25 protein-coding genes are annotated in these 24,799 nt (G+C 69.6%); 14 read left to right on the top strand and 11 right to left on the bottom strand.

The features are described 5' to 3' along the window. Positions 1 to 124 precede the first annotated feature (124 nt). Positions 125 to 1,570 carry a VanZ family protein gene (locus ACFY2B_RS30325; RefSeq protein WP_390766259.1) on the bottom strand — a complete coding sequence of 482 codons (1,446 nt, stop codon included), beginning with the start codon at positions 1,568 to 1,570 and terminating at the stop codon, positions 125 to 127. 244 nt (positions 1,571 to 1,814) lie between these two features. On the opposite strand from ACFY2B_RS30325, the gene ACFY2B_RS30320 reads away from it, so the two are divergent. Both ACFY2B_RS30320 and ACFY2B_RS30315 read left to right on the top strand, forming a co-directional pair. Continuing rightward, positions 1,815 to 2,030 carry a hypothetical protein gene (locus tag ACFY2B_RS30320; RefSeq protein ID WP_389009508.1) on the top strand — a complete coding sequence of 72 codons (216 nt, stop codon included), beginning with the start codon at positions 1,815 to 1,817 and terminating at the stop codon, positions 2,028 to 2,030. 198 nt (positions 2,031 to 2,228) lie between these two features. Continuing rightward, positions 2,229 to 2,420, top strand: a complete 192-nt coding sequence (locus ACFY2B_RS30315; protein ID WP_390766258.1) for a hypothetical protein — start codon at positions 2,229 to 2,231, stop codon at positions 2,418 to 2,420. A gap of 53 nt (positions 2,421 to 2,473) precedes the next feature. Here ACFY2B_RS30315 and ACFY2B_RS30310 read toward each other — a convergent pair whose 3' ends face one another. Both ACFY2B_RS30310 and ACFY2B_RS30305 read right to left on the bottom strand, forming a co-directional pair. Continuing rightward, a complete protein-coding gene (locus ACFY2B_RS30310; protein ID WP_390766257.1) occupies positions 2,474 to 3,130 on the bottom strand; it encodes an HAD-IA family hydrolase in 657 nt (218 codons plus the stop codon). 622 nt (positions 3,131 to 3,752) lie between these two features. Beyond that, positions 3,753 to 4,331 (bottom strand): TMEM165/GDT1 family protein, encoded by a 579-nt coding sequence (locus tag ACFY2B_RS30305; protein ID WP_376526009.1) that lies wholly within the window; start codon positions 4,329 to 4,331, stop codon positions 3,753 to 3,755. Positions 4,332 to 4,713: 382 nt separating this feature from the next. Between ACFY2B_RS30305 and ACFY2B_RS30300 the strand changes: the two genes are divergently transcribed. Further along, complete coding sequence (locus tag ACFY2B_RS30300) at positions 4,714 to 5,358, top strand: HNH endonuclease family protein (RefSeq protein WP_390766256.1); 645 nt, start codon at positions 4,714 to 4,716, stop codon at positions 5,356 to 5,358. 89 nt (positions 5,359 to 5,447) lie between these two features. Continuing rightward, positions 5,448 to 7,115, top strand: coding sequence for an alkaline phosphatase D family protein (locus ACFY2B_RS30295; protein ID WP_390766255.1), 1,668 nt, complete (start codon positions 5,448 to 5,450; stop codon positions 7,113 to 7,115). On the opposite strand, the gene ACFY2B_RS30290 is transcribed toward ACFY2B_RS30295, so the two are convergent. Genes ACFY2B_RS30290 through ACFY2B_RS30275 form a run of 4 tightly spaced genes read right to left on the bottom strand, consistent with a single transcriptional unit; the run spans position 7,091 to position 8,522 of the window. Next, positions 7,091 to 7,321: a hypothetical protein gene (locus ACFY2B_RS30290; RefSeq protein WP_390766254.1), complete on the bottom strand. Its 231-nt coding sequence runs from the start codon at positions 7,319 to 7,321 to the stop codon at positions 7,091 to 7,093. The two genes, ACFY2B_RS30295 and ACFY2B_RS30290, sit on opposite strands and share 25 nt — an antisense overlap. 23 nt (positions 7,322 to 7,344) lie before the next feature. Continuing rightward, complete coding sequence (locus ACFY2B_RS30285) at positions 7,345 to 7,758, bottom strand: hypothetical protein (RefSeq protein ID WP_390766253.1); 414 nt, start codon at positions 7,756 to 7,758, stop codon at positions 7,345 to 7,347. A gap of 3 nt (positions 7,759 to 7,761) precedes the next feature. Beyond that, positions 7,762 to 8,253: a hypothetical protein gene (locus tag ACFY2B_RS30280; RefSeq protein WP_390766252.1), complete on the bottom strand. Its 492-nt coding sequence runs from the start codon at positions 8,251 to 8,253 to the stop codon at positions 7,762 to 7,764. Beyond that, positions 8,250 to 8,522 carry a hypothetical protein gene (locus tag ACFY2B_RS30275; protein WP_390766251.1) on the bottom strand — a complete coding sequence of 91 codons (273 nt, stop codon included), beginning with the start codon at positions 8,520 to 8,522 and terminating at the stop codon, positions 8,250 to 8,252. The genes ACFY2B_RS30280 and ACFY2B_RS30275 overlap by 4 nt, the downstream gene beginning before the upstream one ends. A gap of 357 nt (positions 8,523 to 8,879) precedes the next feature. Here ACFY2B_RS30275 and ACFY2B_RS30270 point away from each other — a divergent pair, with 357 nt between their 5' ends. The 4 genes from ACFY2B_RS30270 to ACFY2B_RS30255 all read left to right on the top strand — a co-directional run bounded on the left by ACFY2B_RS30270 (position 8,880) and on the right by ACFY2B_RS30255 (position 15,791). Then, a complete protein-coding gene (locus tag ACFY2B_RS30270; protein ID WP_390766250.1) occupies positions 8,880 to 9,707 on the top strand; it encodes a helix-turn-helix domain-containing protein in 828 nt (275 codons plus the stop codon). Continuing rightward, positions 9,704 to 9,913, top strand: coding sequence for a DUF397 domain-containing protein (locus ACFY2B_RS30265; protein WP_390766249.1), 210 nt, complete (start codon positions 9,704 to 9,706; stop codon positions 9,911 to 9,913). The genes ACFY2B_RS30270 and ACFY2B_RS30265 overlap by 4 nt, the downstream gene beginning before the upstream one ends. A gap of 428 nt (positions 9,914 to 10,341) precedes the next feature. After that, positions 10,342 to 10,824 (top strand): hypothetical protein, encoded by a 483-nt coding sequence (locus ACFY2B_RS30260; RefSeq protein WP_390766248.1) that lies wholly within the window; start codon positions 10,342 to 10,344, stop codon positions 10,822 to 10,824. A 4,001-nt stretch (positions 10,825 to 14,825) separates the two neighbouring features. Then, positions 14,826 to 15,791: a hypothetical protein gene (locus ACFY2B_RS30255; RefSeq protein ID WP_390766247.1), complete on the top strand. Its 966-nt coding sequence runs from the start codon at positions 14,826 to 14,828 to the stop codon at positions 15,789 to 15,791. A 184-nt stretch (positions 15,792 to 15,975) separates the two neighbouring features. Here ACFY2B_RS30255 and ACFY2B_RS30250 read toward each other — a convergent pair whose 3' ends face one another. After that, on the bottom strand, positions 15,976 to 16,707 hold the full coding sequence (locus ACFY2B_RS30250) for a DUF4232 domain-containing protein (RefSeq protein ID WP_390766246.1): 732 nt from the start codon (positions 16,705 to 16,707) through the stop codon (positions 15,976 to 15,978). 585 nt (positions 16,708 to 17,292) lie between these two features. On the opposite strand from ACFY2B_RS30250, the gene ACFY2B_RS30245 reads away from it, so the two are divergent. The 4 genes from ACFY2B_RS30245 to ACFY2B_RS30230 all read left to right on the top strand — a co-directional run bounded on the left by ACFY2B_RS30245 (position 17,293) and on the right by ACFY2B_RS30230 (position 20,902). Next, positions 17,293 to 17,529, top strand: a complete 237-nt coding sequence (locus ACFY2B_RS30245; RefSeq protein WP_390766245.1) for a hypothetical protein — start codon at positions 17,293 to 17,295, stop codon at positions 17,527 to 17,529. Further along, positions 17,526 to 17,849, top strand: a complete 324-nt coding sequence (locus ACFY2B_RS30240) for a hypothetical protein (RefSeq protein ID WP_390766244.1) — start codon at positions 17,526 to 17,528, stop codon at positions 17,847 to 17,849. Before ACFY2B_RS30245 ends, ACFY2B_RS30240 begins: the two co-directional genes overlap by 4 nt. Before the next feature lie 374 nt (positions 17,850 to 18,223). Then, positions 18,224 to 20,134 carry an FAD/NAD(P)-binding protein gene (locus ACFY2B_RS30235; RefSeq protein ID WP_390766243.1) on the top strand — a complete coding sequence of 637 codons (1,911 nt, stop codon included), beginning with the start codon at positions 18,224 to 18,226 and terminating at the stop codon, positions 20,132 to 20,134. A gap of 162 nt (positions 20,135 to 20,296) precedes the next feature. Continuing rightward, positions 20,297 to 20,902 (top strand): DedA family protein, encoded by a 606-nt coding sequence (locus tag ACFY2B_RS30230; RefSeq protein ID WP_376526032.1) that lies wholly within the window; start codon positions 20,297 to 20,299, stop codon positions 20,900 to 20,902. A gap of 89 nt (positions 20,903 to 20,991) precedes the next feature. Here ACFY2B_RS30230 and ACFY2B_RS30225 read toward each other — a convergent pair whose 3' ends face one another. Then, positions 20,992 to 21,861: an alpha/beta fold hydrolase gene (locus ACFY2B_RS30225; RefSeq protein WP_390766242.1), complete on the bottom strand. Its 870-nt coding sequence runs from the start codon at positions 21,859 to 21,861 to the stop codon at positions 20,992 to 20,994. A 97-nt stretch (positions 21,862 to 21,958) separates the two neighbouring features. Between ACFY2B_RS30225 and ACFY2B_RS30220 the strand changes: the two genes are divergently transcribed. Further along, the gene (locus tag ACFY2B_RS30220) at positions 21,959 to 22,402 is read left to right on the top strand and encodes a winged helix-turn-helix transcriptional regulator (protein WP_390766241.1); all 444 of its coding nucleotides are present in this window, start codon (positions 21,959 to 21,961) and stop codon (positions 22,400 to 22,402) included. 155 nt (positions 22,403 to 22,557) lie between these two features. Here the strand turns inward: ACFY2B_RS30220 and ACFY2B_RS30215 are convergent, their stop codons facing one another. Continuing rightward, positions 22,558 to 22,788, bottom strand: a complete 231-nt coding sequence (locus tag ACFY2B_RS30215) for a DUF2277 domain-containing protein (RefSeq protein ID WP_390766240.1) — start codon at positions 22,786 to 22,788, stop codon at positions 22,558 to 22,560. A gap of 170 nt (positions 22,789 to 22,958) precedes the next feature. On the opposite strand from ACFY2B_RS30215, the gene ACFY2B_RS30210 reads away from it, so the two are divergent. Continuing rightward, positions 22,959 to 23,309, top strand: coding sequence for a hypothetical protein (locus tag ACFY2B_RS30210; RefSeq protein ID WP_390766239.1), 351 nt, complete (start codon positions 22,959 to 22,961; stop codon positions 23,307 to 23,309). Positions 23,310 to 23,388: 79 nt separating this feature from the next. On the opposite strand, the gene ACFY2B_RS30205 is transcribed toward ACFY2B_RS30210, so the two are convergent. Then, positions 23,389 to 24,597 (bottom strand): peptidoglycan-binding protein, encoded by a 1,209-nt coding sequence (locus tag ACFY2B_RS30205; protein WP_390766238.1) that lies wholly within the window; start codon positions 24,595 to 24,597, stop codon positions 23,389 to 23,391. Positions 24,598 to 24,799: the final 202 nt, after the last annotated feature.

The raw sequence follows: 24,799 nt of genomic DNA, 5'->3' as shown, positions 1-24,799 counted from the left end.
CATTGCCCGAGGGGCTGTGCCGCAAACCCGTATCCGGCCGGCGCACTGATCGCGGGCCCGCGGGCCCGCGGGCCCGCCGTTCACGCTCCAACGCCGTGCCGGTCCGGCCGGGCTGCCTCTGGCTCTAGCGTGAGCCGGCGGTGGCGGAGTTCTGCGGCTCCGTCGACGCGTCCTCGGCCGTCCGCTCCACCGGGACCCGAGCGGGCCGGTCGTCCGCCGGGTCGCTTGCCCGGTCGTCCTTGCCCTCCCCGTTGCCTGTCTGGTCGTCCTCGCCTTCCCCGTCGCCCGCCCGGTCATCCGCCGGGCCGTCGGCCGGCTCGTCCGCTTTGCCACCCATCCCGCCATCCGTCCCGCCGTCCGCTCGCCCGTCCGCCTTTGCGGCGGCCTGCCTCGCGCGGGCGTGTGGCAGCGTGGTGTTGCGGATGCCCGAGATGTGGTCGTGCGGGGCGAGCCGGTGCGGGTGGCGCAAGGTGGTCCGCGCGCAGATGGCGAGCAGCGTGACACTGGTCATCACCGCGAGCAGTTCGAGGGGGTCGAGTGCGAAGAGGACCTCCGCCGCACCCTGGGCGCCCGCGTCCTGGACGCCGGCGAGCAGGTCGGACGGTATGGGCCCGGCCAGCAGGGTCAGCATGGCCAGGAACAGCCCCGCCAGGAAGGGCAGCACCAACAGCCCGAGCAGGAGCGCTCGCAGGGCCAGCCGCCCCACCACGAGCGGACCGCCGCCATCGGCCACCAGCCGCAGCAGCAACAGCCGTTTGCCGGGTGTCGTGCCGGTCACCAGCGGCAGGAGGACGAACCAGGCCACGAAGACCGCGACGGGTATCCAGAGCGAGGGCGTCGCGCCCTGAAACGTCAGCACGGCGGTGATGAACACCGAGGCGGCGACATACCCGGCCACGTCGACGACGAGCGCCGTCAGCCGGCGTCCGAACGGTACCGGGCGGGCCGCCAGCGCCCGTCCGTCCAGCGTCTCCAGCGTGGGGAGCAGCCGCGCTATCGGACCGGCCAGCAGCCAGCCGACCACTGCCCCCGAGGTGTTGACGATCAGGTCGTCCACGTCGAAGAGGCGGTACGGGCAGTCGTAGAGGCCCCAGACCCCGGTCCACTGCGTCAACTCGAAGGACAGCGCGACGGCGAGGCCGGTCCAGGCGGTGGTGTGCAGCGAGCGCCCGAAGTGATAGCGCAGGAAGATGCCGAGCGGCACGAGCAGCAGCAGGTTGAAGACGGTTCCGGCGACGGCGGGGTTCTGGAGGACCAGCGCATCGAGCCCGATCTTGTGGTCCGCCTCCTTCCAGATGTCGCTGAAGGTGTTTCCGGGCCTCAACTGCGGATGGGCCACCAGCACGAACCGCTCACACATGTCGGCTGTCTTCTTCGGCAGCGGCACGATCGTCAGGCAGTAGGCAGTCAGCAGGTAGTAGAGGAAGCCGTAGAGCGACAGCGTCCTGCCCGGGGACATCACGCCGTGCCGGCGGTAGACGACGACGGCCGTCGGCAGCAGTAACAAGAGCGCCAGCAGCGGGAAAAGAGCAGCTGCCGTCTTGATCGGCAGAATGTAAGCGGTGGCCATGCGGCAGGACTGTACGCGATGCGTATACACGTAATGTATAGATGGAATGTATAGCCGGTGCGTATGTGTGCATATCCCCGAAGGGCGCAGTCCGGGGCCGCGTTGATTCGCCGAACCGCAGGGGCCTTTTCCGTATCTTCTCCGGATCAGTTCTCCAAGCGGCCCGCTGCGGCCCGCTGCGGCCCGCTGCGGCCGGCTGTGATTCGCTGTGCGCCGCTCCGTGCGACGGGAGAGGGTGGTGGGTATGGCCGGCACGAGACCTGTGGTGATCTACCCGCCCGACGAGGACGGCGGGCGGCGGGTGCGGGTGGACGGGGAGATCCTGGGCCGGGCGTTCAGCGTGCAGGACATCGCCCGGTTCATGCAGCAGGCGGGACTTCAGGGCTGGGACGAGATGGATGTGGTCAGGTCCGAGCTGATCGAGTGGCGGGGTGGCGGCCCCGACGCCTGGGCGCACTGACGCGGGCGGAGCGACGGTCCGCCGTCACCACCGGCGCGTCGCCGTCACTACAGACGCATCCCCCGTCACTACAGGCACTCAACTGCGCTTCGCCGCCTGCCCGCGGAGTGCGTCGCTTGCATCGCTGCCCGGCCGCAGCCATGCCGGTACCCGATCTGCCAGGATGGCGCGCGTCGTAGGTGAACAGAGGCGGGGAACATGATCGTTGTACTGCTCGGTGTCCTGGTGTTCGTCGTCGCCGGGTGCGGGTGTGTGGTCTGGGCGCAGCGCGGCGGGCCGCGGTGGGTCCGGGCGGTGGCGGCGCTGACCCTTGGCGCGGGCGAACTGCTGCGGTTTGCCGAGAAGAACCGACGGCGCGGTAGTAGTAGTAGCGGCGGCGGCGGCGACTAAGGCCCTTCTGATGGTCTGATGGACCCTGCCCGCACCCCGGCCGGTGGGCACGGTCAGCCGATGTGCACCCGGATCGTGCCGTCCGCCGCCTGCTCCGGGCGGACCCCGGTCAGGTCGTTCACGACGACGTCCGGCCCGTGCGCCTCGGCGCGCGGCCCCACGCCCACGACCCGCATGCCCGCGGCGCGGCCCGCGGCGATGCCGGCGCCGGAGTCCTCGAAGACCAGGCAGTCGGCGGGCGCGACACCGAGTTCCGCGGCGCCCTTCAGGAAGCCCTCCGGGTCGGGCTTGCTCGCGCCGACCGATTCGGCGGTGATCCTGACCTCCGGCAGGTCCAGTCCCGCCGCGGCCATCCGCGCCGTGGACAGGGCGACGTCGGCCGAGGTCACGAGGGCGTGCGGCAGCCCGTGCAGGGCCCGCAGGAAGGCGCCCGCGCCCGGGATCTCGATGACGCCGTCCACGTCGGCGGTCTCCTCCGCCAGCATGCGGGCGTTGTCGGCGAGGTTCTGCTCGACGGACCGGTCGGGCAGCAGCAGGGCCATCGAGGCGTGCCCCTGCCGCCCGTGCGCGACCTTCATCACCTCGTCGCCGTCCAGTCCGTTCCGCTCGGCCCAGCGGCGCCAGATGCGTTCGACGACGGCGTCGGAGTTGACCAGCGTGCCGTCCATGTCGAGCAGCAGGGCGCGGGCGGTGAGGACGGTGGGCGGCATCGACGGCTCCAGGCGGGACGGAAGATCGGGAGGGGCGGGCCCCGGGACGGACGCGGTTCCGCGGGGTCGCCCCCGGAGGTTCCGGAGGACACCCCTGGACGATCGGACCCCCGGAGGGACAAGGCGGCCCCGCCCGCCGGTCAGGGGAAGCGGACGGGAGCCACTTTGTTTGTCTACGGTACAAAACCGTTCCGGTGTCTCGCCAGCACCCCCCGCGACCGTTCACCGGACGTTCAGTTCGTCCGGTGTCCTGGGACCTGCTTCCTCGGCCCTGCGCCAGCGGACCTGTGTCCTCGGGCCTCCGCCGTCGGACCTGCGTCCTCGGCCCTGCGCCAGCGGACCTGTGTCCTCGGGCCTCCGCCGTCGGACCTGCTTCCTCGGCCCTGCGCCAGCGGCCCTGTGTCCTCGGGCCTCCGCCGTCGGACCTGCTTCCTCGGCCCTGCGCCAGCGGACCTGTGTCCTCGGCCCTGCGTCCTCGGCCCTGCGTCAGCGGACCTGCGTCCTCCGTCCTCGGACCTGCGTCCTCGGGCCTCCGTCCTCGGCCCCGCGGCAGCGGCCCTGCGTCCTCCGCCCCGCGGCAGCGGAACGGCGGCAGCGGACCGCGCCGCCGCGGGATCTGCCGTCAGGCCACCGCCTCCCACAGGCTCCACACACCCAGCGCCAGCATCAGCACGGCCGCGATCCGTGTGATCAGCGTCAGCGGCACCCGCTTCATCAGCGCCTTTCCGCCGACGATGCCGAGCCCGGCCACCGCCCACAGCGCCAGCACCGCGCCGAGGCCGACGGAGAGCGGGTTGTCGTAACGGGCCGCGAGGTTCGCGGTCATGATCTGCGTGAGGTCGCCGAACTCGGCGACCAGGATGAGCATGAAGCCCGTCCCGGCGACCTTCCAGAAGGACTGGTTCTCCGGCTGCCGGATGTCCTCCTCGCCGTCGTCCTTCTTCAGCAGCAGCACCGCCGCGCCGCCGAGGAAGAGGACACCGGTCAGCGCCTGGACGATCTGGTGCGGCAGCAGGGTGAGCACGCTGCCCGCCGCGACGGCGAGCACGACGTGCAGGGTGAAGGCGGCGGCGACGCCCGCGAAGACGTACGAGGCACGGTAGCGGGTGCCGAGGACGAGGCCGGCCAGCGCGGTCTTGTCCGGTAGCTCGGCGAGGAAGATGACGCCGAAGACGAGCGCCGTCACGGTGATGCTGATCAAGATTCCTCAATCGGTCGGGGGCCGCCCCGCCGAGAGTGTTCCTGCTTCGCGATCACGACACCCCGGCATGGCAGTCCACGTGGCGCCCGTGCCGTCGGGCACGGGCGTGCACTGCTTGCCGAAGGTCTCGCTGGCCGGCCCCGTCTCCGAGGTCCGCCTCCGGGCGCCGGCTCAGACGAGCTGAGCAGTGTGTCGACGACCCCGGCGTAGAGCTACTCCCCTTCGCGCCAGCCATCGTACGCGAGGAAAAGTTCGACCGTAAACCTTGTCGTGTCATGTACGCGTCACTAGCTTCTTACCGGGCGCACACCCGAGCGCAACGCCGGCCCGCGAGCATTCCTTCGCTCGCGTACCAACACCCCCACCCCTCAAGGGAGTTCGCATGCCCAGGTTCTACGCGCGTCGACAGATCAGCATACTCGGCGCACTCACCGCTCTCATAGCCTCCGTCGCGCTTTTCAACTCCCCGGCCGCCTCGGCCGCGCTCCCCACCCCGGTCAGCGGCGCCACCGCCCGCAGCTACCTCGCCCAGCTCACCGTGGCCACCGAGAACCGCACCGGCTACAACCGCGACCTCTTCCCCCACTGGATCACCATCAGCGGCGCCTGCAACACCCGCGAGACGGTCCTCAAGCGCGACGGCTCGAACGTCGTCACCGACTCCTCCTGCGCCGCCACCAGCGGCAGCTGGTACTCCCCGTACGACGGCGCCACCTGGACCGCCGCCTCCGACCTCGACATCGACCACCTCGTCCCGCTCGCCGAGGCGTGGGACTCCGGCGCCGGCAAGTGGACCACCGCCCAGCGGCAGGCGTTCGCCAACGACCTGACCCGTCCGCAGCTCATCGCCGTCACCGACAACGTGAACCAGGCGAAGAGCGACCAGGACCCGGCCGAGTGGATGCCGTCCCGCACCGCCTACCGCTGCACGTACGTCCGCGCCTGGGTCCAGGTGAAGTACTACTACAACCTCTCCGTGGACTCCGCCGAGAAGAGCGCGCTCACCAACTACCTCAGCGGCTGCTGATCTCCACCCCGGCGGCTGCCGATCACCGGAACCGCTCCGCACCGGCCTCCGTCGTTCCGTACCGTACGGGACGACGGAGGAGGGTGATCGTGACCGAACTGCGCCTGGGACCACTGCTGAGGTACGCCGACCGCTCGTCGGCGACCGTCTGGGTGGAGGCGAGCCGCCCGTGTACGGCCGAGGTGCGCTGCGCCGGCGGCGCGGGCGGCACGGCCCGCACCTTCCAGGTCGCGGGCCACCACTACGCCTTGGTCCCGGTGACCGGCCTGACCCCGGGCACGGCACCGGAGTACGAGGTGTTCCTGGACGACACCCGCGTGTGGCCGCTGCCCGACTCGCCCTTCCCGCCCTCGGTCATCCGCACGCCCGCCGCCGACGACACCGTGCGCATAGCCTTCGGTTCCTGCCGCTGGGCCGCGCCCCCGGCCGACGGGCACGACCGGGTCGGCCCCGACGCCCTGAACTCGCTCGCCCTCCGGCTGGCCGCCACCCCCGACGCCGAGCGGCCCGACGTCCTGCTGCTCCTCGGCGACCAGGTGTACGCCGACGAGACCTCCGGCGCGATCCGCCGCCGCATCGCCGCCCGCCGCGGCCTGGACGATCCGCCGGGCAGCGAGGTCGCCGACTACGAGGAATACACCTGGCTCTACTACGAGTCCTGGCTCGACCCCGAGGTGCGCTGGCTGCTGTCCACCGTGCCCAGTTGCATGATCTTCGACGACCACGACGTGATCGACGACTGGAACACCTCTGCCGCCTGGCTCGCCGACATGCGGGCCACCGACTGGTGGCGCGAGCGGCTGCTGAGCGGCCTGATGTCGTACTGGGTGCACCAGCACCTCGGCAACCTGTCCCCGGCCGAACTCGCCGCCGACCCGCTGTACGCCGCCGTGCGCGGGACCCCCGACGGCACGGACCTGCTGCGCGCCTTCGCCGCCGAGGCGGACGCCGACCCCGCGTCGGTGCGCTGGAGCTACCGCCGTGACTTCGGCCGGGTCCGGCTGCTGATGGTGGACACCCGGGCCGCCCGGGTGCTCGACGAGAACGGCCGCGCGATGCTCGACCCCGGCGAGGCGGCCTGGCTGCGCGACCAGGCGCTGGCCGACCGGGGTTCCTGCGACCACCTGCTGATCGGCAGTTCGCTGCCCTGGCTGCTGCCGCACCTGGTGCACGACGCCGAGACCTGGGACGCGGCGCTGTGCCGGGGTGAACGCGGACCGCGCTGGGCACGGTTCGGCGAGGACCTGCGCCGCCGGGCCGACCTGGAGCACTGGGCGGCCTTCCCGGACTCCTTCGCCGCCCTGGCCGCGCTGCTCGCCGAGGCCGGTTCCGGACCCGGGGCCCCGGCGACGGCCCTCGTCCTGTCCGGGGACGTCCACCACGCCTACGTCGCCGAGCCGTCCTGGCCCGCCGGCCCGCCCGACGCCCGGGTCCTCCAGCTCACCTGCTCCCCGGTGCACAACTCCATCCCGCTCTCGATCCGGCTCGGCTTCCGCTTCGGCTGGAGCGCGGCGGCCCGTGCCCTGGGCCGCCGGTTCGCCCGGCACGGCCGCTGCCCCAGGCCGCCGGTCGACTGGCGCAGGACGGGCGGCCCGTGGTTCGGCAACCAGCTCATGACGCTGACGCTGGCCGGGCGTTCGGCCCGGCTGCGGCTGGAGCGGGCCCGCCGGGACGGGACGCTGACGACTGTGGCGGAGTCCGCCCTCACCGGGTCATCCGCTCCCTCACCGGGTCATGAGAGCCGGTCGGGGTCGTAGCCCCTCACGTGCTGGGGGCAGGTCCACACCTCGACCCCGGGTCCGCTGCCGGTGTCGATCCACTCGACCAGCACCGCGTCGGCGGTCTCCCGCAGGCAGCGCGCGCAGACCCGGACGGCGGGGACGGGGACTGGGATGGGTGTGGGTGCGGGTGCGCGAACGGGTGCGGGTGTGGATCCCTTGCCCGCGGGGGTTCGGCGGGGCATGCCGGCTGCTGTGCCGTGGTGGGTCATCGGCGGGGCACCCCCCACTCGTCCAGCCGTTCCCTGATCCACGCATGACTGACGTGGAAGGACCGGGCGAGGGACGCGAGGGATTCGCCGTTCCGGTAGCGCGTCGTCACCTCCGTGCGGGCGGCGACGAACTCGGCCCGTGCCGCGCGTACGTCCGCTGCCGGCCGCCGGGGCATGCGCCCGCGGAACACGCGTCGGACGGGGCGGCGGTGCAGGTGCGCCTCGTAGCGCTGCCTGCGCGGAACACCCCATTCGTCGAGCCGGAGCGCCAGCCAGCCGGGTGTCACGCCGTACGCGTCGGCGATCCGGCGCACCGGCTCGCGGGCCCGGTACCGCTCGATGATGGTGTCCTTGTCCGCTCGGGCCGCCGCGCGGGCGGCGGCTCTCTCGGCCGGGGTCGGGCGGCGCACGGGCTACCTCCGGGGGTCTTGGACGAGTACGTAGGGTGGCTGCGGCGGTCCGCCGACGCGGTGGGTCCGCGGCACGGGCGGCGACCGGTCGGGTTCGCCGGGGGCGGGGGACTGGGCGGGCCAGATGGAGAGAGTGAAGGTGCAGTCCGGGTCGGGGAACCTGAGGAACAGCGGGCGCCCGCCCCTGAGGCGGTCATGGGCGGCGCGCTGCTCGTCGGGGTCGGTGGCCCACACGCGCAGTTCGGCCGGGCAGTCGGGCACGGGTACGGCCGCCCTTCGCATGGCCGGCCGCACCCACACCGACCGTGCCGGATCGGGATCCAGCCGGTCCGCGACGCGCAGCGCTTCGCTCCGCAGCCAGCGCAGTGCGGGCCCCGGGGAGACGGTCCGGAAGGTGCCCAGGACGTACTGCACGCACCGGTCCGTGCCGAACACCGGCCCCGCGGCCCGCACTTCGGCCCAGTAGCAGGCGGGTTCCGGCGGCCCGGCGCTCACGTCGGTCCCTCCCGCCCCATCACCCACGGACGCTCGATGACCTCGGTGTAGCCGGTGTGCTCGGGGCGCTCGCGCAGATGCGTGAACGCCCAGGTCTGTGGCTGCGCCGGGTCCTCGCTGGGCGGCGACTGCGCCGCACACTCGCTGCCGTCGTCCCGCAGCGCACGGCACCGGAGGACGTAGATGAGCGGCGGGGCGTCATCGTCCAGGTCGGGCCGCAGCCGCCAGTCGACGAAGACGAACCTGCGGCGGCGGGCGGGGGTGGTCACAGCACCTCACCTCGGCTGCGCGCGTTCGCACGGGCGGTCTCGGCGCGTAGCCGCTGTGCGGGGCTGGCGGGGTGGGCGTCGGCTGGGGCAACGGCCCATTCCCGTCCGCCTGTTACAGGGCGCAGGTACCATAGCCCGCCCAACTCCCCACGAAATTCGCCGACTTGTTCGTCTGCGTCCACCATGAGAGTGCCGGTGGGTGGTACGTGCGGAGGGCGTTGTTGCTGGTGAGGGTCGTTTTTGATGGACACGACCGACTCCTCTCTGTAGTGAATCCACTACCAAGGGGAATCAGCGTGACCTACAGTGAGATTGTCTTCAACTTGCGTTATCTGCACGGAGGGTGGGCCGCGTTCGTTGAACAGGAAAGAATTGGACCCCGAAAGGTCACCCAAGGCCGCATTTGGCCAGCTTTTACGCGTGTTACGAGACGAGCGCGGCTGGACCCAGGACGAACTGGGAGAACGGTCGGGCTACTCCGGAACGCATATTTCGGCCATCGAAACTGGCCGCCGCTCTCCAACTCCGCACTTCGCGCGTAGCGCGGACAAGGCGCTGGGTACGGGCAGTCGGCTGGAACGGCAGTGCAGCGCCGTCCGGCAGACGGCACTGCTGGAGGGCTTCCCGCAGTTCGTCGAGTACGAGGGGCGCGCGGCGGAGATCCGGCTGTACGAGGTCGGTGTCATCCCCGGTCTGCTCCAGACTCCGGAGTACGCGGCCGTGCTCGCGCAGAGCGCCTTGAAGCGGGGGGCCATCACCAGTGAGCAGGCGGAGAAGCGGGTGGCACTCGTCGCGTCGCGGCAAGCTTCGCTCGTCCGGATGCGCTCACCCCTGGTCTTCGTGGTGCTGGACGAAAGCTGCATCCGTCGGCCTGTCGGCGAGCCAGCCGTTATGGAGGCTCAGTTGGAGCGCCTGCTGGAGTTCGCCGATCAGCCGAACACGGTGCTTCAGGTCGCCCCGTTCAGCATGGGTGCCCGCCGTCCGTTCAACCTGCCGCTCTACATCCTGACGCTGCCGGACCGCTCGCTGGTGTCGTACGCCGAGTCCGCCCATCGAGGTCACCTTGAACGGGATAGTGCGTTCGTACTACCAATACTGACGGCTTACCATCAACTACAGGCCGAAGCCTGCTCGCAGGCGGAATCCTTGGCCATGATCAGTCAGTCAGGAAGGGACACCTCGTGACGACCGAAAACCCGCGTTGGTTCACGTCCTCGTACAGCGACAACGGCGGCGCCTGCGTCGAGGTCGCCGCCAACCTCGCCGTTTCCCGCGGCCTGGTCCCCGTCCGCGACTCCAAGATCCAGGACGGTCCGGCCCTGAGCCTCCCCGCCGACGCGTTCTCCTCCTTCGTGGCGGGCGTCAAGGCCGGAGACTTCGGTACCGTCTGACCCACCCGCGACCACGGAAGCCCCGCCGCGCCCGAAGCCGGGCGTCGGCGGGGCTTTTCGGGTTGCTGCGGTTCCCTGGTCCCGCTGTCTCCTCGGCGCGGTCGCGTGTCAAGTCGGCTGCGCTGCGGGCCAGGTTGAACCAGCCCTCTCGCCAGGACGTTGTCCCCCTGTACAAGACTCACGCGGAGTCGGCGGGCCCGAGTTGCGGGTGGCATACGCGGCACTTCCCCGGTATCCGTCGGCGTCAACAAAAAGGAGAGCCAGCGGAAATGGGCTCTGGCGGCCGAAGCTTCCATGATTCCAACGACTCCGGGAGAATATATTACACCCCGGACCAGTTGACTGGGCTAGCCAAACTCGACGAGCTGTGGGGATATAATAAAGGGCATCAATACTGGCCTTACCTTCGCGACAATATGTCTCCCGACATGGCAAGCATGCGCGAAGATTCAAGGCGGGCGATGGAGAATTTCAGGTCGACCGAACAGGAAATCAAGGAGGCATTCAAGGCATGGAGTAAGGATGAGCGGTCGCGGAAGTTGGAGCGGGGTTACCGAGAAGCAGTGAGTCAGCATAAGAAAAGTACTGACACGTGGGTGAGTCTCGGGACACGCTACCAACAAGCAGTGAAGGGCACTCTGAAGTATTGGGATCGGCAGGAAGCTGCACGCGCTGCGGCCGAATACAATCAGTGGCAACCCGCCCAGCTTGCCGCCTACGAGAATTACATGGAGTCCAACACGCAACAGATAGAGCAGTGGCGGAGGGGAGTGATGCGAAGCCTGGCGGCTCAAGATTCCGTTGCCAGCGGGTCGCGATCTCCGTCGCACCAGTCGCATGGCGCCCACGATCGGCCTTATTACGACCGCAATGAATCGCGGCCGAACAGGCAGGGCGGCCCCCGCAGATGAAAGAGCCTTCCTGGGCACGGGGGCTTCGGCACCTGCCTGAGCCGGTACCGCGACCGCGAAAGCCCCGCCGAGCCCGGAGCAGGGCATCGGCGGGGCTTTCGCGGTGCTGCGGCTCCCTGGCCCCGCCCACTCCATGACGCGGTCGCGCGCCAGGACGGCTGCCCCGCCGGCCGGTTGAACCAGCCCCCTCGCCGAGACGTTGTCCCCTGAGCAAGGTCCATACGGAGTGGGTCGGCCCGAGCTGTGGGGCGGCACGCGCGACACAACCCCGGTTTCGCCATCATCCCGAATTCGGATAATTGATGAACCAGAGAATCGGAAGGAGAGCGGTGACCATGCCTCACAGGGTTGAATCTGACGGGATGATGGATGGATTTCCGGCCGGGAACAGCAGGCAATCGAATGCGGACGGGCAAGCGAATGCGAGTGGGCATATAAATGCGCATGGCCTGCCCGGACTCAGTGAGGCCCTAGAGCTTTACTTGGGAAATCAAAGTAACTACGTGGAAACTCGCGGAGACCGCGACGGATTTCCTCGCCGTACCTACTATGCAGTGTCCGCAAATCATACGGAGACGCTGGACAATGGTGAAGAGTACCCTCTGGGCATAAGAATCTCTCACTTCCAGTCTTGGGGCGTGCGAGATGTTCCGCCGGATATCAGGAACCAACTGCACGTAAATGGTCTGGCGTTCGACGGAGATAGTAACCTTCCCTTTGGAGAAACGCTCTCACGTCCAGTAACTGGCCGAGAGCAACGTACGGGGGCGCAAAACGGCGTGCTACCCGTGAACGCCGCCGTGGCCAGGAACGCCGGTCGGGACCGACCGGCTGGACGGTTGCCCCGGCAGAATGGCGTCCCCGGCCGGCCCTACAGTCCGCCCGGCAACGGTGGATTCGCGCGGAACGCATCGAACGGATATTCCGCGAACAGGTGAAGAGAGTGCGGGGCCCGGCGGGGTAGTTGCCTCGGTGTCGACCGCGCCAACGCCGTCGGCGTCATGAATAAGGAGAGCCAGGGAAAATGGATTACGACGACAGTTCCACTGATTTCATCAGTTCCGGGCAGTCAGAAGCTGATAGTCCACGGCGGATGAGAACTCTCCAGCGGCACTACGAGGGTTACCTCCGAGACAATTGGTCTCGTGAATTGGAGCGCCTGTGCGAAGCTGCACATGAGGCGGAAAGAACTTACAAGTCGACCGAACGGCAACTCCGTGGTGCCGAGGTGGCATGGCGTGATGATCCGGAGTGGCGCGGGGAATACGAAAACGCTGTGCATCGGCATAAGGAAGCCCACGGCAGGTGGGTGTTTCATGCGACAGCGTTCCACGAAGCGATGCAAAAGACTCTGGATCTTCGGGACGCGACCCAGCCGGCGGCAAGGGTACACGCCGCGGCCGCACGGCCCCGGCAGCGCCCCGCGCAGCAAGCACCGAATGCGGAGCAAGCAGCGCAGGCTTGGCGCCTAATGGGGGAGGCGCTGGACAGATACCTGGATAATGAAGGGAATTATGATTCTTCGGGGCGTCTCTATGGACCGCTGGAGAGTCATTTCGTTTCGCTTGGCGGTAACACAGTATACAATCTGGGTCGACAAATCCATAACCTGGCGGAAAACGGCATGCGAGGGGTTCCGCAGGCGATCAGGGACCGGTTGCACCGAACTGGTCTGGTACGGGACCCAGGCAGTAATTTCCCCCACCTGGATTCAGTACCCAGACCTATATTTATACCAACCACGTCCGATGCGAACGTCGATGTGGCCAGGCATGCGCGTCAGGATCCGCAATCCGGCCCACATGGTGGGGATGGGCAACCCTCCTCGGGTGAGTTGGGTGCGGGTCAAGGTAATGCGCGACGTGCAGGACCTCAAGGACCGGGATCTCCGGCGTACTCGCCGAATAGCGCCCAGAGTAGATCCTCGCGGAGCGGACCGAGCAGGTGAAGATGAAGTGGTGCGGGGTCCGCGTTTTCTTCTCTTCACGGGCGTCCGTCTGACAGATCTATGTCATCGACTCGGCACCGCACGGACCCGCCCGTGAAACGGTCGCGCACCAACATGGCTGCCCCGCCGGCCGGTTGAACCGATCCCCTCGCCGAGACGTTGTCCCCTGTGCAAGGTTCACCCGGAGTTGGCAGGCCCGAACTGAGAGGCGGCACGCGCGACACATCCCCGTCTTCGCCGTCATCCGGAATTCGGATCATTGATGAACACCAGAGAATCGGAAGGAGAGCGGCGACCGTGCCTCACAGAGTGAAACCTGACGGGACCCCGGAGGGATTTTCCCAGGCCATCTATCAAGATGATGCGAGCGACTCACTGGCTAACTATGTCATGAGACAACTCAGTACGGGAGTAGAAGCTTACTTGAGTAATCCAGGAAACCGTGATGCTGCTGGGCGTCTCTATGACCTGCCCCAGAATCATACAGTAGCGCTGCCTAACGGCATGTCGTACGATCTGAGCCGGCAACTTGCTGTTGCTGAGCGTCTCGGCATACTGGCTTTTCCGCAGCATCTCAGGGACCGGCTGCATGAAACCGGTCTGCTGCTGGACGCGTTCAGTGACCGCGAGCCTGGACAAACAGTCCCACGTCCAGAAATTGTGCGAGGGCGGCCTGCGGGGGTGCCGAATGCCGCGCTGCCCGTGAACGCCTCCGTGGCCAGGAACGCCGGTCAGGGCCGTCCTGAGGCTGGACCGTCGCACCCGCAGAATGGGGTCTCCGGTCAGCCTCCTAGCCGGCGCCACCACAACAATGGATTCCAGCGGAACGGATCGAACGGATCTTCCGCAAGCAGGTGACGGCGTGCGGGGCCCTCGTTCGCGTCCGCACGGGCGTCCGTCTGACGGTTCGATGTGATCGACCCGGCGTTGCCGCGTCTGAACCTAGATGTCGGCGGGGCTTTCCGGTTGTTGCGGCTCACTGCCTCGCTGCTGCTGGGTGACGTGGTCGTGCACCAAGACGACTGCCTCGCCGGCCGGTTGAACCGGCCCCCTCGCCGGGACGTTGTCCCCTATGCAACGTTCACGCGGAGTTGGCAGGCCCGAGGTGATGAGCGGCACGCGCGGCACATCCCGGTCTTCGCCATCATCCGGAATTCGGATCATTGATGAACACCAGAGAACCGGAAGGAGAGCGGCGACTATGCCCCACAGAGTGGAATCTGACGGTACCATGGGTGGATTTTCGGACTGGGGGAGCGGGCAAGATAATGCGAGCGGGCAAGCACATGCGTATGGCATGTCGCGGCTCAGTGAGGCCCTAGAGCTTTACTTGCGAAATCCAAGTAACTACGAGGAGACTCGCAGAGGCCGCGGTGAAGCTCCTCGACGTACCTACTATGAAGTGCATGACACGCATAGGGAGACGCTGGCCAGCGGTGAGCAGTACGGTCTGGGCAGAAGTATCTCTGGCCTACAGTCTTGGGGCATGACAGATGTTCCGCAGGACATCAGGAACCGTCTGCACGTAAGTGGTCTGGCGTTGGACGCAGACAGCAACCTCCCCTTTGGAGAAACGCTCCCACCACGTCCAGTGAATAGTCGAGAACAGCGTGCGGGGGTGCAAAATGGCGTGCTACCCGCAATGCCGCCGTGGCCAGGTACGCCGGTCAGGGCCGCCCTGGGGCTGGACCGTCGCACCGGCAGAACGGCGTCCCCGAGCAACCTTATAGCCACCGCCGCAACAATGGATTCCCGCAGAACGGATCGAACGGATCTCCCCGGAGCAGGTGACGACGTGTGGGGCCCGCGTTGCCTTTCCCACACGGGCGTCCGTCTGGCGTGTCCATGCGATCAACCGGGCACCGCCCGCACTCGTTTATGACGCGGTCGCGCACCAAGACGGCTGCCCCGTCGGCCGGTTGAACCGGTCCCCTCGCCGAGACGTTGTCCCCTGTGCAAGGTTCACATGGAGCCGGCGGCCCCGAGCGGCGGGTGGTACGCGCGGCACTTCCCTGGTCTCCGCCGACGCCAATACATTGGAGAGCCAGCGAAAATGGTTTCTGACGGGAGATTCGATGCATCAGGTCTCTATGCTGATTGGAGGATAGCGGCTGAGAAGAATTTCGCAAGGCTGCTTGAAAGCAGCAGGCAGCGTGCCCGGGATTACAATTCCGAAAATAAATCTCCTGATTTGAGAGGACTCAGCGAAGAAGCATGGCAGACGTATGAGAATTACCTGATGTCGCTGCATGCCTTCGTTTCCGCTGCGGGTGATGTGAGCATAAATCCGCAGAAGGACGGCGGGCTTGAGGCTTTCAACGGGGCGTTTTCTGCGGTGGACAATGCTCTCGGTGAGTGGATGGAGGTCGATAAACGGTTCTATCAAGGGCACGACGCGGCTGCACGGGGCGCAGCCGAGCAATCGGCAGTAGCGGAGACCGTGACCCCACAGTCCGGGATGCCGGCGAAAATGGTTCCTGACGGGAGATTCGATGCATCAGACCTCTACACTGATTGGGGGGAAGCGGCTGAGAAGAACCGCGAAAGGCTGCTGGCAAGTAACGGGCGCCGTGACACGGATTGGCAGATGGCGTATGAAAATTACCGCAGCACTCTGCCCGTCTTCGAATTCGTCGCGAAACGCGTGCGCATGTACCCGCAGGAGAAAAGCAGGCTTGAGGATTTTAATGAGGCGTTTTCTGCGGTGCGCAATGCTCTCGGCAAGTGGATGGAGGTCGATAAACGGTTTTACGGCGCGGCTGCACGGGGTGCCGTCGAGCAGTCGGCAGTAGCGCAGACCGTGGCCCCACAGTCCGAGAGGCAATCCGCGTCGCAAGTACAGAACCGCCCGCCCGCCAACCAGAATTCAAACTCAATAGTGGCGCGAGCGCTGGCGGGCCTGAATATCAATTCTCGCGTATCGCGAACTTCTTCGTCCCAGCCGAATGGCGTCCCTGGCCAGCCTCATCTCCGCAGCAAGGGACCCTCGCAGAGTGGATCGAACGGCCGGAGCAGGTGACGACGTGCTATGGGGCGTCACGCAGGCGAAAGCCCCGTCCGCATCCGCCGATGACGGAAGTGCGGCGGGGCTCTCGGCTGTGGCCGGGTCGGGCAGTGGTGGGCGTCCGACCGCCCGCGCCGTCTGCAACGGGTGCGCGGCGGTACGAATCCCGGAGTGCGGACTGTCCGCGTGCAAAACTGCCTCAGTTCGTGAAGACGGCGTACGACTCGGCGGCGGACGTGTGCCAGCTGCTGACGACCGGCTTGTCCTCGACGAAGGAGCCGACGTTCAGGGACTCCGGGTTCGGGTCGTTCTGGGCGACGCTGACGATGAGGTCCTGGTACTCCACGCCGTCGTTGTTGTTGGTGGTCTTCGGGTTCACGGCGGCGTAGGCGGCGACCCCTCCCTTCAGCGTGATCGGCTGGCCCGCGGACTGCTCGGCGTTCTCGGCCTGCGTACCGTCCGAGCCGAAGGCCACGACCGGCAACTGGGCCGGGATGACGCAGGTGATACCGGGCTTGGCCATGGCCTTGATCAAGAAGTAGCCGCCGGCCTGGGTCTCGGTGGTCGCGCTCCAGGAGATGTCGTTCGTACCGCACTCCTGCCCGTAGCCGGTCTTGTCCCCGGCGGTGTCGACGCCGTCCGTACCGGAACTGTCCGTACCGGAACTGTCCGTACCGGAACTGTCCGACGAGCCGCTTCCCGCGGTCTTGCCGCCGGAGGACGCCGAACCGCCGTTGCCGCTGTTTCCGGCGCTGCCGGGCGCCGAGGTACCGGCCCGGCCCGAGGCCGCGGAGGAGCCCGGGACGGCGGCCACGCTGGACGACGAACCGGTCGGCGCCGACGACGTGTTGCCCCCCTCACACGCGGTCATCAGCAGGCTCGCGCCGAGCGCGACGGTCGCGGCGAGGGTGGTGCGCTGACGATGGTTCATCACGGCGGTTTCCTTCCGGGGCGACGGACGCGGGCAGCCCGGTGCTCGGTGCCGCGTTCTTACGGTCCTCTTGATGACCGCTCCGGCCCGCGAGTTCGTGCCGTCCCGCGTCCATGACGCGGCTGTCACACGCCTATGACATGACGAAAGCCGGGCGGACCGGTGAACCGAACGGTGGTGCCGGCGATTTGTAGTGGTGCTGGGAACACGTGGAGATCGAAGGGATGCGGACCCATATGCCATCGGACGACGACCGGCCTCGAACCAGACGCGAGAGATGGAACCAAAAGCGGCGCGACCTGCGGGCGAAGGATCCGGAGCACCGCGAACGGGAGCAGAAGGAGGCGCGGGAGCGGTATGCGGAGAATCCGGAGTACCGCGAACAGCAGAAGGCGCGGGTGAAGCAGCGACGGGAGACGGATCCGGGGTACCGCGAACGGCAGAGGGCGGGGGGTGCGGAACCGGCGGGCGGATCGGGAGAACCGCGAACGGGAGCAGCAACGGCAGCGGGAGTCGCGGGCAACTCCGCATTACCGCAAGCAGGAGAACGAGAGGCGTGCTGAGGAGAGGACGCGTCGGCTGGAGGTGGCGAAGCGTGTGTATGAGGATTATCGGCGGTGGTTGACGTGGCCCGAGGTGCCGCCGTGGGGGTTGAAGGTGGCGGTGAGTCTCGGTCAGGGTCGGAAGCCGGTCGTGGTGCGGCTGAAGGAGCCGCAGCCGGAGAGCGGCCCGTCGGGTGTGTCTGTGCCGTCGTTCATCGCTGATCTTTCGGTTGACCTGACCAAAGACGAGGTGAAGGAAAAGCGGAGCGTGAGGGGGTGAACGGGGAGGCATACGAGACGGCGCGGCAGGTGCAGGATGATCTGAAGTCTTTGCTCAGCCTTGAGGGGTTCGGGGAGCACACCGTGCCCCAGCCGCCGTACGCGGACGCGGTGATGCAGAGCGGGCTCGACGGCTCCTTCTACGGTGTCGGTGCCGGTGCGGCGTTCGCGGTGCCCGACTCCTGGTCTGGGCCGGTGTCCGGGCCGGTGAATGCGGTTGCGCTCTACGCGGGCGGATACGGCGGATACGTGTATCCCGAGGAGGGGTGGCAGGCCCCGCCTCCTGGGGTGGACGCGTTGTCGCAGGGGTGCAGGGGATGACGATCGCAGCGCCCGCTTCTGCTCAGCCGGGATACCAGGTGGCGTACTCGTCCTGGAACAGCCCTTACGGCCCGTCGGCCGGAGCGCCGGGGCAGTCAGGGACGACGAGCCCGGGGCCCGGCAGACGCCGGTGAACGGCACGAGGCAGCCCCGGGTCCGGTAGCGGCCCGGACTCCTTCGATGCCGTGTCGCTTCACTGCCGTACCGCGACCTCGTCATGCGGAGAACTCCGTCCTCATCGGTACACGAGGGACAACCGGGACCTCTGGGGCCCGCGTTGGCTTCCGTGACGGGCGGCGGCATGATGAGGCGGACCGTCCGCTCGCCGCGGGCGTCCCGCCGCCTTGCGCCCCACCTGTCCGGGAGTCCCACCCTTGTCTGCACCGACCTCCGCACCGGCCGAGGAAACTTCCGCGGTCTCCGTCGCCCTGGTCGGCGCCGGCCCCCGCGGCACCAGTGTCCTGGAACGCCTCTGCGCCTCCGCGTCCGAGCTGCTGCCCGCGGGCGTCCGCCTGACGGTCCATGTGATCGACCCGGCGCCGCCCGGACCGGGCCGCGTCTGGCGCACCGCCCAGCCGTCGGAACTGCTGATGAACACCGTCGCCTGCCAGGTGACGCTGTTCACCGACGAGAGCGTCGACTGCTCGGGACCGATCCGGACCGGCCCCAGCCTGTACGAGTGGGCGGACGGCGAGCTGGGTCCGGACGAGTACCCGACCCGCGCCCACTACGGCCGCTATCTGGAGTGGGTGTTCGCCCAGGTCGTGCGCCACGCGCCGGACGGCGTCCAGGTGCGGACGCACCAGGCGCGCGCCGTACGGCTCGACGACGCCCCCGACGGCCGCCAGACCCTGACCCTGGACGACGGCCGGACCCTGGAAGGACTGTCGGCGGTGGTCCTCGCGCAGGGCCACCTCCCGGAGGCCGAGGACGGGACGCGACGGGAACTCGCCGCCCACGCCGAACGCCACGGCCTGCGTCACATACCGCCCGCCAACCCCGCCGACGTCGACCTCGCCCCGCTCGCCCCCGGCGAACCGGTGCTGCTGCGCGGCCTCGGCCTCAACTTCTTCGACCACCTGGCCCTGCTGACCACCGGCCGGGGCGGCCGTTTCACCCGCACCGCCGACGGCACCCTGCGCTACACCCCCTCCGGCGACGAACCACGCCTGTACGCCGGCTCCCGGCGCGGCATCCCCTACCAGGCGCGCGGCGACAACGCGAAGGGCCCGTACGGCAGACACACCCCGCGCGTGCTGACCCCGGAGGCGATCGCGGGCTTCCGCAAACGCGCGGACTCCGGGGAGGCGCCGGACTTCCTGACGGAGATATGGCCGCTGGTGGCCAAGGAGGTGGAGGCGGTCTACTACGGCGCGCTGACCCGCCGCCCCGACTTCGCCGAGCGGTTCCTCGCCGTGCCGCACGGCGACCCGGCGGAGGCCCTGCTGCTCGACGAGTTCGGGGTGCCGGCCGCCGACCGCTGGTCCTGGGAGCGGATCGCCCGGCCGCACACGGGGCGGGAGTTCGCCGACCGGGAGGAGTGGCGGACCTGGCTGCGGGCGTACCTGCGCGAGGACGCCGCGCAGGCCGCCCTCGGCAACGTCGCCGGACCGCTGAAGGCGGCCCTGGACGTGCTCCGCGACCTGCGCAACGAGATACGGCTCGTGGTCGACCACGGCGGCCTCGCCGGTGCCTCCCGCCGGGACCACCTGGACCGCTGGTACACCCCGCTCAACGCCTTCCTCTCCATCGGCCCGCCCCGCCGGCGCATCGAGGAACTGGCCGCACTGCTCGACGCGGACGTGGTGGACGTGCTCGGGCCGCGGCTGGAGGTGCGCGGTACGGACGGGGCGTGGACCGCGCACTCACCGGACGTGCCGGGTTCGACGGTGCGGGTGACGACGCTCATAGAGGCCCGCCTCCCGGAACCCGATCTGCGCCGCACCGCCGACGAGTTGCTGGCCCGGCTGCTGCGGACCGGCGACTGCCGCCCGCACACCGTCGACGGCTACCAGACCGGAGGTCTGGACGTGACGGGCCGCCCGTACCGCCTGAGGGACCGTCGCGGCACGCCGCACCCGCGGCGGTTCGCCTTCGGGGTGCCCACCGAAGGGGTGCACTGGGTCACCGCGGCGGGCGCCCGGCCCGGGGTGGACTCGGTCACCCTGTCCGACGCGGACGCGGTGGCACGAGCGGTGCTGCGCACGGCGGCGGACTCGGAAGGGAAACCGTGGCCGAGCGCGGAGCCAGGTTCCTCTCCGGTGGGCCCGGCGCGGCGGACATGACCGTCTTGCCCGGTTCCCTGCCGTCCGGTTCGGGAACGTCCGGTTCGCGCGGGGAGGGGTGTCGTCGCGTGCCCATGACCTCTTCGGTACCCCGTGTCCCTGCTGTCACATCCGCCGCGTACGCTGTGTGGCTGTCGTCCGGGGGAGCATCGGGGAGTCGTCGTGCAGGAGAGTCTGGGGTCACTGACCGCCGGTCCATGGATCTATGCCATGGTGGCCCTCTCGGTACTGCTCGATGTCTTCCTGCCGGTGCTGCCCAGCGGCGTACTGGTGATCACGGCCGCCACCACGACGGCGGCCGGCGCGGCGACCGGGCACTTCCTGCACGTCATGCCCGACATGCTCGCCCTGATCCTCTCCGCGGCCACCGCGTCCGTCCTCGGTGACCTGGTGGCGTACCGCCTGGCCTGGCGCGGCGGAGAACGCCTGGACCGTGCCATCGCCCGCTCCCGCCGGCTGACCGCGGCGCAGGAACGTCTCGGCGCGGCCCTCTCCCGTGGCGGCGGCGCCCTGGTGATACTGGCCCGCTTCGCCCCGGCCGGCCGCTCCGTCGTCTCCTTCTGCGCGGGCGCCGCCCACCGGCGCGCCCGCGACTTCCTGCCCTGGTCGGCCCTGGCGGGCCTGTCCTGGGCCGCGTACAGCGTCGCGCTCGGCTACTTCGGCGCCCAGTGGCTGGGCGCCACCTGGCTGGCCACGGGCGTCTCGCTCGCCGCGCTGTTCGGGGCCGGTGCCGGTGCCGCGTATCTGATGCGCCGGCGGCCCGCGTAGGCAGGCGGTCCGCGTGGACCTGTGCCCATGTAGGACCGGGGGCCTGGGCTGACCGAGGGTCCGCGTGGGACCGGGGGCACCCGCGTCGTTCACCAGGGCGTACTGAGGAAGGGGCGCAGCAGGCGCAGCAGCGCGTCCGGGTGGTGCAGCGGGACGATGTGGCCGGTGTCCTCCAGTACGTGGCCCGTCAAGTCATCGGCGTACGGCCGCAGTTGGCGTTCGAGGGCGCGTCCCACCGGGTGGGCGCCGATCACCGTCGTAGGGACCGTCAGCCGCCCCGCGGCCACGGCGGCGCCGATCTGCCGGGCGGTGACCGGCAGCGCCCGGTAGGGGCCGAAGGCGGCGCGCAGCGCATCGCGGCCGGCGTACGTGCGGACGATCGCGTCGCGGATGTCGGGCCGTACCCCGTGCCCGAGCGTGCCGCGGTCCAGGAACCAGTCGACGTACGCCTCCTCGTGCCCGGCCAGCACCGACTCGGCCAGGCCCGGCTCGGCGTGGAAGCCGAACCACCACGGCGGGCCGCCGGCCAGGAAGTCCTCGGCGCCGGGCAGCCTGCCCAGGAGTGACTCCATGACCACCAGCCGCCGCACGAGGCCGGGTCGCCGCATCGCCAGCAGGAACGCGGGCGGGGTGCCGACGTCGATGCCCACCACCGCCGCGGAGGTCACGCCGAGCGCCGCGAGCAGCGCCTCGGCGTCGTCGGCCAGGGTGCCCGCGTCGTAGCCGTCCGCGGGACGGGCGCTGTCGCCGAAGCCCCTCAGGTCCGGCGCGATCACCCGGTGCCGCGCGGCCAGGTCGTCGATGACGTGGGTCCACAGCCGCCAGGTGTGCGGGAAGCCGTGCAGCAGCAGCACGGCGGGGCCCTCGCCCGCGACGGCCACGTTGAGTTCCACGCCGTTCGCCCGCACCTTGTGCGGTTCCCTACGGCTGCCTGTCCTCTCCGCCGCGATCTCCGCCATGATCCCCTCCATGAATAACTATTGGTGACAAGGGGACGTTAGGTGACTAGCGTGGGCCGTCCAAGACCGTACTTCTGTCTCAGGTGGTGAGCCTCAGGTGACCTCCCAGGTCAGGCGCGGGGACCTGTTCGATCCCGGGTGTCCGACGCGTCGGCTGCTCGACCGGATCGGTACGAAATGGACGTCGATGGCGGTGAAGGTCCTGGCGGAGGCGTCCCCCGGTGAGGTGCGCTTCGGGGAACTCCAGCGCCGGATGCCGGGTGTCTCGCAGAAGATGCTGTCGGTGACCTTGCAGCACCTGACCCGGGACGGTCTGGTCGTACGGCGGGTCGAGCCGTCCGTCCCGCCCCGCGTCCACTACCGGCTCACCGGCCTCGGCCTCTCCCTGGAACGTGCGCTCGCCGTGGTGCGGACGTGGGCCGAGGACCACATGGCGGAGATCGACCGGGCGAACGAGGAGGGCCGGGCGGCCGGGGAGGGGCGGGAGGACCGGGAGGCGGCGGGGGAGGAACGGGAGGGGTGGGGGAGCGGGGTGCGTTGAGCGTGCGGTCGGGTGGGCCGTTGCGCGTCGGGGCGTCGTCGACCAGCTCAGACCCAGGTGGTCGAGCGAGATCGGCAGCAGGAACGTGCCGAGCGCGGCGCCGATCCGGCTGGCCGCCGACGACAGGCCCACGCCCGAGGTACGGACGGGGGCGCTCAGCCCGCTCGACGGGCGGCTGCGCCGCGGACCTCCAGGCCCGCGAGGAGTTCGTCGGTCGCGCGCGCGATCGTGTCGACCGCCTGGTCGAACACCTCCTGGTTGTGCGCGGCGGGCGCGCGGAACCCGGAGACCTTCCGCACGTACTGCAACGCCGCGGCGCGGATCTCCTCCTCCGTGGCCTCTTCGGGCAGTACGGGCGGACGCAGGGTCTTGATACTCCGGCACATGCGCCCAGTCTCCCGCACCCGCCCGCGTCCGCGCCGTCCTGGGCGGGGCCGTTGGCCGGGACCACGGCCCGCGGCCACCGGCACCTCGCGGATCACCGGCGCACCGCCGGACGGCCCGAAGTGACGGAAGCGGCTCGCATCCCAAAATCGAACAGGCGTAGCATTGCCGCGTGGCTACGACCTATGACTTTCCGAGTGACCTGCTCGCCGGTCAGGAGGAGCTGCATCAGGTCCGGGCCGAGCTGTCGGCCCTGCTGAAGCGGCTGCCCTGGTCGGTCGAGCCGCTGGACGGTTTCAGTGACGACCAGAGCTGGCGCAAGGTCGAGCGGGCCGCCTCCCCGGGCTGGACGGACGACGAGCAGGCCGAGGTGGAGAAGCTGCGGCAGCGGGAGCACGAGCTGGCGGTGTTCGTCAGTACGCACCGCTTCTGGGCGGAGATCGCGGCGGCGGAGCGGGTGGACGCGCGGATGGGGCTCAAGCACGCGCACGAGCAGCCGCCCGTGTCCCCGGAGACCGGGTGAGACCGGGCGAGACCCGGTGGGACCTGCCGTGGGGAGCGAGTGAGCCCGGCTCCGGGGGCGGGGCGGGTGGTGCGGGGGCTCAGGGCTGTGAGGTCTCCGATTCCAGGCTCGCCCGGGTGGCCGGGCCGTAGACCCCGGACTCGTCCGAGCGGACGCCACGGGCCCACTGGTAGTTGCGTACGGAGTCTTCCACCTGCTTGTCGAAGCGGCCGTTCGCGTCGCCCCAGTAGAGGTTCAACTGCTTGAGGCGGAGCTGGAGTTCGGTGACCTCGGGTCCGTGGTCGCCGCGCCGCAGGACCGGGCCCGGGGCGGGCGGTGTGGCCACCGCGGTGGCCGTGGCCGTCGTCGTGCGGGTCGCCTCGGGCGGGCGGGACGGGGTGGCCGAGGGGGCCGGGCTCGACGGTGTCGCCGAGGCGCTGGGGGACGCGGTCGGCGAGGTGGTGGGGGACGGCGCGGAGGGGGTGGCACCGGGCGGGGGTGCGGTGGTGGGGGCCGTGGCCGCCTTCGTGGTGGCCGGGTCGGTCGTCGGCTCCGGCACGCCCGCCCGTACGTCCTCGGGTGCCGCCCCGTCCCGGGTCGGCGTGTCGTAGGAGAACAGCCCGCTCGCGAAGCCGGCCACCGCGACGGTGGCGACCGCCGCCGAGACGACCGAGAGGAGGACGGTACGGCGGTAGCGGCGGCGCGGTGCCGTTCCCCCGGCCGTCGAGGCGTCGTCGTATCCCTCGGCCGCCGAGGTGCCGTCGTCCGGCTCGTCCCGCCCCGGCGCGAACAGGTGCAGGTCGGCCGCGCTCGGCTCGGTGGCCGCGGGGGCCAGCGGGGTGGGCAGCGTCGTGTTCGGGGCGGCCTCGGCCCGACGCAGTTCCATGGTGGCGTCGGCACCCCGGGGTGCGGTGGCATCCCCGGCACCGCCGACCTGCCGCGGCTCCGCGGTGGCCTCGCCCTCACCATCCGCGCCAGGCACCGTACCCGTACCCGTATCCGCGCCTGCTTCCGCACCGGCGTCGGCTTCCGCACCGGCGTCGGCTTCCGCACCCGCTCCGGCACCCGCGCCCACTCCGGCATCCGGACCCTTGCTCGGCGCCGCCCCCGTGGCGGCGTCGGCGTTGCCCTCCAGGTCGACGTACGGCCGTATCCGCAAGGGATTGAAGTCCTCCGCCGCCGCGGCTTCGGCGGTGCGGGTGGCGAGCAGGGCGTCGGCGGCCCGCGGGCCGCAGGGACACGCGGGCGTGTTGTCGGCCTTCCGTGGCGTCCCGCACTCCGGGCACGGGCTGCCCTCCGGATCCGTCATGTGTGCGTCCCCTCCCTTCGCTTCCCCGTGCGATCTCCAGAAATTATGCAGACCTCCCACACATCTGCCGCACGGAAGCCCCCTCGCGGCGCCCCTGTGGGCCCCCGCGGGCAGTCCCCAGGCTCCAGCAGGCCGCCGTGGGCACCCTGTAGCCGTCGAAGGTCCCCGGCCGTCCCCTCGTAGCCCGAGAACCCCAGGATCC

The organism is Streptomyces sp. NPDC001270 (genome assembly GCF_042896695.1).
In the GTDB taxonomy this organism is placed as follows: domain Bacteria; phylum Actinomycetota; class Actinomycetes; order Streptomycetales; family Streptomycetaceae; genus Streptomyces.
Note: the sequence above shows the minus strand (reverse complement) of the source record. Positions and strands in the feature narration are given on the sequence as shown.

Excerpts from the sequence above, each read along its gene's own strand:
- ACFY2B_RS30290 (WP_390766254.1), bottom strand. The coding sequence starts at position 7,321 with ATGCCCCGCCGAACCCCCGCGGGCAAGGGATCCACACCCGCACCCGTT.
- ACFY2B_RS30215 (WP_390766240.1), bottom strand. The coding sequence starts at position 22,788 with ATGTGCCGGAGTATCAAGACCCTGCGTCCGCCCGTACTGCCCGAAGAG.
- ACFY2B_RS30250 (WP_390766246.1), bottom strand. The coding sequence starts at position 16,707 with ATGAACCATCGTCAGCGCACCACCCTCGCCGCGACCGTCGCGCTCGGC.
- ACFY2B_RS30205 (WP_390766238.1), bottom strand. The coding sequence starts at position 24,597 with ATGACGGATCCGGAGGGCAGCCCGTGCCCGGAGTGCGGGACGCCACGG.
- ACFY2B_RS30260 (WP_390766248.1), top strand. The coding sequence starts at position 10,342 with ATGGCAAGCATGCGCGAAGATTCAAGGCGGGCGATGGAGAATTTCAGG.
- ACFY2B_RS30320 (WP_389009508.1), top strand. The coding sequence starts at position 1,815 with ATGGCCGGCACGAGACCTGTGGTGATCTACCCGCCCGACGAGGACGGC.
- ACFY2B_RS30255 (WP_390766247.1), top strand. The coding sequence starts at position 14,826 with ATGGTTTCTGACGGGAGATTCGATGCATCAGGTCTCTATGCTGATTGG.
- ACFY2B_RS30225 (WP_390766242.1), bottom strand. The coding sequence starts at position 21,861 with ATGGCGGAGATCGCGGCGGAGAGGACAGGCAGCCGTAGGGAACCGCAC.
- ACFY2B_RS30310 (WP_390766257.1), bottom strand. The coding sequence starts at position 3,130 with ATGCCGCCCACCGTCCTCACCGCCCGCGCCCTGCTGCTCGACATGGAC.
- ACFY2B_RS30300 (WP_390766256.1), top strand. The coding sequence starts at position 4,714 with ATGCCCAGGTTCTACGCGCGTCGACAGATCAGCATACTCGGCGCACTC.
- ACFY2B_RS30325 (WP_390766259.1), bottom strand. The coding sequence starts at position 1,570 with ATGGCCACCGCTTACATTCTGCCGATCAAGACGGCAGCTGCTCTTTTC.
- ACFY2B_RS30315 (WP_390766258.1), top strand. The coding sequence starts at position 2,229 with ATGATCGTTGTACTGCTCGGTGTCCTGGTGTTCGTCGTCGCCGGGTGC.